Raw genomic sequence first — 8353 nt, 5'->3', positions numbered from 1 at the left:
GGCCTTGCCCGCCAACGCTCCCACCCAATGCTCGACCACATTGAGGAAGTGCTCTTGGGTAAAAGGATAAAACGACAGCCACAGGCCAAATCGATCCGACAGCGCGATCTTGTCTTCGACCGCCTCGTTGGGATGAAGCTCGCCGTCGACCCTTTTCCAGTTTTCGTTATCGCTTTCTTTTTCCGGAACCAGGTGGCGACGGTTGGAGGTGGCATACAGCAGTACGTTATCCGGTGCCTGTTCCAGCGAGCCATCGAGCACGCTTTTGAGCACCCGGTAATCGCCCTCGCCGGCCTCGAACGACAGATCATCGCAAAACAGCACAAAGCGCTGAGGCAGCTTGGCGATTTGCTCGACGACGCGTGGCAGGTCCGCCAGGTGATCGCGCTCGATCTCGATCAGACGCAAACCGCCCTTGGCGTGCTCGGCCAGCAAGGCCCGCACCAGCGACGATTTACCGGTACCGCGCGAACCCCAGAGCAGCGCGTGGTTGGCAGGCATGCCGTCGAGAAACTGCCGGGTGTTTCGCCCCAACTGTTCCAATTGCTTGTCGACCCCGATCAGGTCGGACAGACGCATGTCCAGGCTGACCTCAAGCGGCAACAGAAATCCGCTGCGACCCTCGCGCTGCCAGCGTGCCGCCAGGCACTGCGTCCAGTCGATAGCCGTGCGCTGCGCGGGCAGTAACGGCTCGATACGAGCCAGAACCGCATCGGCGCGCTCAAGAAATGCATTCAATCGGGAATCCACGACTTCTCCTCAGGCTCGTTCACAGTAATGATGGGGAAAGAAAACCAAACGTTGCGCGTAATGCCGGGATTATCGCGATAATGGCTCACCCGTCAGTCATGCCGAAATCCACTGATGATCGGCTATGCTTCGCCCAGAAGGGAAACGAAAGTGGTTCAGCACACCATGGATATCAAGTTCACCAACCGCCTGTCTTACAAGCAAGCCAGGCTTACGGTGCTGGTCGGTTTCATTCTGGGAACCCTGCTCAGTCTGGCGCAAATAGGCATCGATTATGCCAGCGAAGACGCCTCCATCAACCGGGAAATACACTCGCTGCTGGAAATCAGTCATAACCCGGCTTCGCGGATCGCCTACAACATCGATGCCGAACTGGCCCAGGAACTGACCCTCGGCCTGCTGCGCTCGCCTGCGGTCATCAGTGCGCAACTGAGCGATAACAACAATACGATCCTCGCCAGCGTAAAACGCCCAGACCCGCAAAACGGCGGCTATCGGGTGATCAGCGACTTTCTGTTCGGCGCCAATCGACAGTTCAAGGATCGCCTGTTCCTCGACCATCTGCCCGATGAGTCCCTCGGCACCTTGCAACTGGACATTGACACCTACACGTTTGGCAGCCGCTTTCTGCGCCGGGCCGAAGTCACTCTGATCAACGGTTTTATCCGCAGCCTGATACTGACCGGGATTTTGCTGGCGCTGTTCTACGTGATGCTCACCAAACCGCTGGTGCGGGTGATCCGCGAACTCAGCGCACGTGACCCGAGCAGTTCGGAACAGCCACCGCTGGAGTGTCCGGTAGCGCACGAAAACGATGAGATCGGCGTTCTTGTCACGGTGGCCAACCAGCAATTCGAAAGCATGACCACTGAAATCCAGCAACGCCGCAATGCCGAAAACCGCCTGACCGACTACCTGGGGCAACTGGAAAATATTGTCTCGGCGCGTACCGGTGAACTGAAAGCGATCAATAGCCGATTGACGGTATCGAACGAAGAACTGGAAATCGCGCGCCAGACCGCTCTGGACATGGCCCAGGCGCGCTCTGTGTTTCTGGCCAACATGAGCCATGAAATCCGTACGCCACTCAATGGTTTGCTGGGGATGATCGCCCTCTCGCTGGACAGCCCGCTGAATGCCGAACAACGTCAGCAACTGTCGATTGCCCACGACTCCGGCAAAGTGCTCGTTGAGCTGCTCAACGATATTCTCGACCTGTCGAAGTTCGACGCTGGCCAGCTTGAGCTGGAGCGTATTCCGTTCGACCTCGGCTCACTGATCGAGGACACCGCCAACCTGCTGTCACAGAACGCCGCGCCCAGCGTCGAACTGACATGCCTGATTGATCCGCAGTTCCCCTCGCAGGTACTTGGCGACCCGATGCGAGTGCGACAGATTGTCAGCAACCTGCTCTCCAACGCCCTTAAATTTACCCGTTTTGGACGGGTGGACGTGCGCCTGAGCACCCACGAAGACGGTGTCAGAATCGAAGTCTGCGACACCGGTATCGGCATCGCGCAGGATGATCAGCTGAAAATTTTCCAGCCGTTTACCCAGGCAGGTGCCGGCATCTCTCGTCAGTTCGGTGGTACCGGGCTGGGGCTGGCCCTGACCTTCAACCTGTGCGAAGCCATGCAGGGCCGACTCGGTATCAGCTCGGAGCCTGGTTTCGGCAGCCAGTTCTGCGCTGATCTGCCGTTGCCGGCCCACACGCCGGCAATAGTTCCCGCCTCCCTGCAAGGCAAGGTATTGGCGATCACCGCCGCCAGCAGCGGTCTGTCCGAACTGTTAGGTAATCTGTTGCCCGGTTGGGGGCTGGAATACCAGCAGCGCACCATCGACGACTCCTTGATCGGGCTATCGCCCGATGTGCTGATCACCGACTGCCCGGAATGCCTGTTCGGATTACGTCCGGGCATGACCGCGCCGATTCTGCTGGTGACTGCCTATGGCAGTTTCATGCCCAGTGAAGAAGCGGCGGCCCTCGCCCCCCTGCAACAACAAGCCCGCCCATTGGCCCGCAACGCGCTCTACCAGACACTACGACGCACTTTACAGGCCGACGAAGTCGCCCTCGTCACCGATGCTCAAGAGTCAAGCCTCATGCCCCAGCGGCGGGCGAGAATCCTTCTGGTGGAAGACAACCCGGTCAATCAGCTCGTGGCCAAAGGCATGCTCAGCAAGTTGGGCTGCAAGGTGGTTGTCGCCTCCCACGGCGCCGAAGCGCTCGACCAGCTGGAGCTCAAGCAGTTTGATATGGTGCTGATGGACTGCAACATGCCGGTGATGGACGGCTATGAAGCCAGCCGGCAGATCCGTCACAGTGGACGCTGGCCGGATCTGCCGATCGTTGCCCTGACCGCCAACGCCATGCCCGAGGAGCGCGAACGCTGCCGCGCGGCAGGCATGAGCGATTATCTGGCGAAACCGTTCCGTCGCGAGGAACTGGTCGCCCTGCTTGAGCAGTGGGTACCGGCTACGATAGCGCCCTGATCTGCCCCAGCAGTTGATCAAGACCGTCGTGCAATTCGCCCAAGCGCTCAAGATCGACACCGCTGTCGCACAACAGGCGCGCCTTGAGCGGCCCGACCTGTTCGCGCAGGGCAACCCCGGCCGGCGACAGGCTCAAGTGTACTTCTCGCTCGGCCCGAAACGTTTGACCAGCTTGCCATCCTGGCCGATCAGAAACTTGGTGAAATTCCACTTGATGCCTTGGGAACCCAGTAGACCGGGCGCACGTTTTTTCAGCTGAACAAACAGCGGGTGGGCGTTGCTACCATTGACCTCAATCTTTTTGAACAGTGGAAAACTCACGCCGAAGTTCAGCTCGCAGAACTCGGAAATCGCCCCTTCATTGCCCGGCTCCTGTTTACCGAACTGGTTGCATGGAAAACCGAGCACCACCAGACCTCGATCCTTGTAGGTCCGCCATAACTCCTCCAATCCTTTGTACTGCGGGGTAAAGCCGCACTTACTGGCGGTGTTGACCACCAATACCGCTTTGCCGGCGTAATCGGCCAGGGTCTTTTGCTCACCCTTGATAGTGGTGCAGGGAATACTCAGCAGGTTCTCGGTCATCGCGCATGCTCCGGTGGAAGATGAGGAAGGCTTAAACATAGCGAGCGATTGGATTGTGTGCAATTTAATAAATCAATAACCTGCCGACAAAGAGCTGCCGCAGGTCAGGACTCACATCATTCGAGCGGCACCAGGTCCAGGCACACCGAGTTGATGCAGTAACGCAAACCGGTCGGTGGCGGGCCGTCCGGGAATACATGCCCCAGGTGCGCGTCGCACTTGGCGCAGACCACTTCGGTACGAATCATGCCGTGGCTGATATCGCGAATCTCGACCATGGCGCTCTCGCCGATCGGCTGATAGAAACTCGGCCAGCCACAGCCTGAATCGAACTTGGCTTTTGAGTCGAACAACGGCTCGTTGCAGCAGATGCAGTGATAGACACCCTCGGTTTTGGTGCCATTGTACTTACCCGAGAACGGCCGCTCGGTGCCCTTCAGACGGCAAACGTTGTACTGCTCCGGGTCGAGCATCGCACGCCATTCATCCAGGGTTTTTTCCAACTTTTCCATTGTCATACCTCTGCATCTGAAAAAGCCTGATCTGTACCTTTTCCACGGATCAGGCGGCACGTATGATTGCGCCTCGTTAAATGCCAGTCTGGCAGCCGCGTTACCCGCATTCAAACATTTTGGTGCGGTGACCCCAGGCACCGGACCAGTGTGAGAACTCAGGATTCCCAGTACGGTAGTTCAAACAGCGTCTGGATCGTTCATTTTCGGGAACACATCGCCATGCAGGTCAGCAAATCGAACAAGCTCGCCAACGTCTGCTACGACATTCGCGGCCCAGTGCTCAAGCACGCCAAACGCCTGGAAGAGGAAGGCCATCGCATCCTCAAGCTGAACATTGGCAACCCGGCGCCTTTTGGTTTCGAAGCGCCCGATGAAATCCTCCAGGACGTGATCCGCAATCTGCCGACCGCCCAAGGCTACAGCGACTCCAAAGGTCTGTTCAGTGCGCGCAAGGCCGTCATGCAGTATTACCAGCAGAAACAGGTAGAAGGTGTCGGCATCGAAGACATCTACCTGGGCAACGGCGTTTCCGAACTGATCGTGATGTCGATGCAGGCCCTGCTCAATAACGGCGACGAAGTGCTGGTCCCTGCCCCCGACTATCCGCTGTGGACTGCAGCAGTCAGCCTGGCTGGCGGTAATCCGGTGCACTACCTGTGCGACGAGCAAGCCAACTGGTGGCCGGACCTGGCCGACATCAAGGCCAAGATCACCCCGAACACCAAGGCGTTGGTCATCATCAACCCGAACAACCCGACGGGTGCGGTGTACTCCAAGGAAGTCCTGCTGGGCATGCTGGAACTGGCTCGCCAGCACAACCTGGTGGTGTTCTCCGACGAGATCTACGACAAGATTCTGTACGACGATGCCGTGCACATCTGCACCGCGTCCCTGGCGCCGGACCTGCTGTGCCTGACCTTCAACGGTCTGTCCAAGTCCTATCGGGTTGCCGGTTTCCGCTCCGGCTGGGTCGCCATTTCCGGTCCCAAGCATCACGCCCAAAGCTACATCGAAGGCATCGACATACTGGCCAACATGCGCCTGTGCGCCAACGTGCCAAGCCAGCATGCAATCCAGACCGCACTGGGTGGTTATCAGAGCATCAATGATCTGCTGCTGCCGCAAGGGCGCCTCCTTGAACAGCGCAACCGTACCTGGGAGCTGCTCAACGACATCCCGGGCGTCAGCTGTGTCAAACCGATGGGCGCGCTCTACGCGTTCCCGCGGATCGACCCTAAAGTCTGCCCGATCCACAACGATGAAAAGTTCGTCCTTGACCTGCTGCTCTCGGAAAAACTGCTGGTGGTCCAGGGCACGGCCTTCAACTGGCCATGGCCGGACCACTTCCGCGTCGTGACCCTGCCACGGGTGGACGACCTGGACATGGCTATCGGTCGGATCGGCAACTTCCTCAAGTCCTATCGCCAGTAAGCGCGATAACGCCGGGGGCCTCAAAAAGGCCCTCGGCGATTAATTCAGCAACATATCTCCATTCTTCGACTGCGACAGTGCCTTGAGTGCTGGCGGATTTACGCGACTGCCGGTTATGCCCAATGGAGGCGGGACTTGTGAAAGCAAAATCCAGCCAAATATCTCTTCGGGTGACGTCAGAAATGCCCTGCAAGCATCTAGAATCCAGCTGTAGGACACAGTTTGAAATAGTCACCCGGTTGAATAGCCTGGTGYGGCACCTTATATACCCCGCAGTACGCTACATATTTAGCACGAGGAGATTTCTACAACCATGATGCGCATCCTGCTGTTTTTGGCCACTAACCTGGCGGTCGTGCTGATTGCCAGCATCACCCTGAGCCTTTTCGGCTTCAACGGGTTCATGGCGGCCAACGGGGTTGATCTCAACCTCAATCAGCTGCTGATATTCTGTGCGGTCTTTGGTTTCGCCGGCTCGCTGTTCTCGCTGTTCATCTCCAAGTGGATGGCGAAGATGAGCACCAGCACCCAAATCATCAGCCAGCCGCGCACTCGCCATGAACAATGGCTGCTGCAAACCGTCGAGCAGCTGTCGCGCGAAGCCGGAATCAAGATGCCTGAAGTCGGGATTTTCCCGGCCTACGAGGCCAACGCCTTCGCCACCGGCTGGAACAAGAACGACGCGCTGGTCGCGGTCAGCCAGGGCTTGCTCGAGCGTTTCTCGCCCGATGAAGTGAAAGCCGTTCTGGCCCACGAAATCGGTCACGTGGCCAATGGCGACATGGTGACGCTGGCACTGATTCAGGGCGTGGTGAACACCTTCGTGATGTTCTTCGCTCGGATCATCGGTAATTTCGTCGACAAGGTGATCTTCAAAAACGAAGAAGGCCAAGGCATTGCCTATTATGTCGCGACCATCTTCGCCGAACTGGTACTCGGTTTCCTGGCCAGCGCGATTGTCATGTGGTTCTCGCGCAAACGCGAATTCCGTGCAGACGCAGCCGGCGCCCAATTGGCCGGCACCAGCGCCATGATTGGCGCCCTGCAGCGCTTGCGCTCGGAACAGGGCCTGCCGGTGCACATGCCGGACACCCTGAATGCCTTCGGCATCAACGGTGGCATCAAGCAAGGGTTCGCTCGCATGTTCATGAGCCACCCGCCACTGGAAGAGCGGATCGACGCCTTGCGTCGTCGCGGCTGAGTGGTTCTGCGGTAATACGAAAGGGGCGATCTGATCGCCCCTTTTTTTTATGCCGATTTATTGCGGTTTAGCGAGCCATCAATCTATATACCCGCTCTTCAAGGCGCGTAACGCCCGCCTGGAGGAACTTCCAGCTCTCCCCCAGAATGTCCCGCACCTCACAGAAATCAAGCCGCCAGCGACCACCCAGCAACGCCTGCACGTTTTCATCCGTCACGGCAAAGGGGGGGCCGTCCATCTGCGCCTGGTCGTAGTCCATCGTAATCAACAAGCCTTCACAGGCTGACGGCAAAATCCGGCTCAGGTGCGCGGCGTACTGTTCGCGCATCGGTGGTGGCAAGGCAATCAGCGCCGCCCGATCATAGACGGCCACACACTTGCTCACATCATCTGCGGTCAGGCCGAAAAAATCTCCGCACCACAATGCCAGGGGGCCCGCCTGGTAGACCTTGAACGCACCCTGCTCGGTGATCTGCGGTGTCAGTTGCTGCTCACGAAAAAATTCCTCCACGGCTTTTTCTGATAACTCGACACCCAGCACTCGGTGCCCCTGCCCTGCCAGCCACACGAGATCAAGACTTTTCCCACAGAGCGGCACCAGCACCTGCGAGCCCTTTGTCAGATTCAATTGCGGCCAGTATTGCTGCAAATAAGGATTAACCTYTGACTGATGGAAACCGATCTGATTGAGCTCCCAACGTTTTTGCCAAAACTCCGGCTGCATAAATCCCCCTGATAATTCGATCTATATGCCCTAAAACTTATATTAGATTTAGATCAATGATCTGACTGAAGATGCTCCCATCTTAACGCTCAGGACCTTATTCATGTTCCCCAGCCTGTTTATCTCTCACGGTTCACCTATGCTGGCGCTGGAGCCCGGTGCCAGTGGCCCGGCGCTCGCACGTCTGGCCAGCGAACTGCCAAAACCCAAGGCCATCGTGATCGTTTCCGCACACTGGGAAAGCCAGGACCTGCGCGTCGGCAGCGCTGAGCAACCGGAAACCTGGCACGACTTCGGCGGATTCCCTGCTGCGCTGTTCGCGGTGCAATACCCCGCACCCGGCCAACCGGAACTCGCGGCGCAGGTCGCCGATTTACTCAAGGCTGATGGCTTGCCGGCACAGCTCGATAACCAGCGTCCGTTCGATCATGGTGTTTGGGTGCCACTGTCTCTGATGTATCCGCGAGCCGACATTCCCGTGGTGCAGGTGTCGCTGCCGAGTCGTCTTGGCCCAGCCCTGCAAACCCGCGTCGGGCGCGCGCTGTCCAGTCTGCGCGAGCAAGGCGTGCTGTTGATTGGTTCAGGCAGCATCACCCACAACCTGCGTGAGCTGGACTGGCATGCCGGCCCGGAAAGCGTCGAGCCCTGGGCCAA

The 8353-nt window shown here is 58.2% G+C and carries 8 protein-coding genes and 1 pseudogene; 4 read left to right on the top strand and 5 right to left on the bottom strand.

Translation table 11 applies throughout. From position 1 onward, the window contains the following. On the bottom strand, positions 1-750 hold a 750-nt coding region (locus tag AC1DH9_RS22285; RefSeq protein ID WP_477808791.1), incomplete at its 3' end, for an ATP-binding protein. Positions 751-915: 165 nt separating this feature from the next. Between AC1DH9_RS22285 and AC1DH9_RS22280 the strand changes: the two genes are divergently transcribed. Further along, positions 916-3243 carry a hybrid sensor histidine kinase/response regulator gene (locus AC1DH9_RS22280; protein ID WP_427543550.1) on the top strand — a complete coding sequence of 776 codons (2328 nt, stop codon included), beginning with the start codon at positions 916-918 and terminating at the stop codon, positions 3241-3243. Here AC1DH9_RS22280 and AC1DH9_RS22275 read toward each other — a convergent pair. From AC1DH9_RS22275 to msrB, 3 genes and pseudogenes are all read right to left on the bottom strand, one after another. Beyond that, positions 3227-3400: pseudogene (locus tag AC1DH9_RS22275) on the bottom strand (MarR family transcriptional regulator); the annotation flags it as partial. The gene AC1DH9_RS22280 and the pseudogene AC1DH9_RS22275 overlap by 17 nt on opposite strands. Continuing rightward, entirely contained in the window at positions 3376-3828 is a 453-nt protein-coding gene (locus AC1DH9_RS22270) for a glutathione peroxidase (protein WP_477808790.1), read from the bottom strand. The gene AC1DH9_RS22270 and the pseudogene AC1DH9_RS22275, both read right to left, overlap by 25 nt. Positions 3829-3944: 116 nt before the next feature. Next, the gene (gene msrB / locus AC1DH9_RS22265) at positions 3945-4340 is read right to left on the bottom strand and encodes a peptide-methionine (R)-S-oxide reductase MsrB (RefSeq protein ID WP_427543541.1); all 396 of its coding nucleotides are present in this window, start codon (positions 4338-4340) and stop codon (positions 3945-3947) included. A 222-nt stretch (positions 4341-4562) separates the two neighbouring features. Between msrB and AC1DH9_RS22260 the strand changes: the two genes are divergently transcribed. Continuing rightward, complete coding sequence (locus tag AC1DH9_RS22260) at positions 4563-5774, top strand: pyridoxal phosphate-dependent aminotransferase (RefSeq protein WP_427543538.1); 1212 nt, start codon at positions 4563-4565, stop codon at positions 5772-5774. Between the two features lie 313 nt (positions 5775-6087). Then, positions 6088-6975, top strand: a complete 888-nt coding sequence (gene htpX, locus AC1DH9_RS22255; protein WP_427532814.1) for a protease HtpX — start codon at positions 6088-6090, stop codon at positions 6973-6975. Positions 6976-7042: 67 nt separating this feature from the next. Here the strand turns inward: htpX and AC1DH9_RS22250 are convergent, their stop codons facing one another. After that, entirely contained in the window at positions 7043-7699 is a 657-nt protein-coding gene (locus tag AC1DH9_RS22250) for a thiopurine S-methyltransferase (protein ID WP_477808789.1), read from the bottom strand. Positions 7700-7802: 103 nt separating this feature from the next. Between AC1DH9_RS22250 and AC1DH9_RS22245 the strand changes: the two genes are divergently transcribed. Beyond that, positions 7803-8353, top strand: a 551-nt coding sequence (locus AC1DH9_RS22245; protein WP_477808788.1) for a DODA-type extradiol aromatic ring-opening family dioxygenase, incomplete at its 3' end; no start/stop codon positions are given.

The organism is Pseudomonas sp. 05T35 (genome assembly GCF_056396605.1).
The sequence above is the reverse complement of the archived record's forward strand: the minus strand, read 5'-3'. Positions and strand labels throughout refer to the sequence as shown.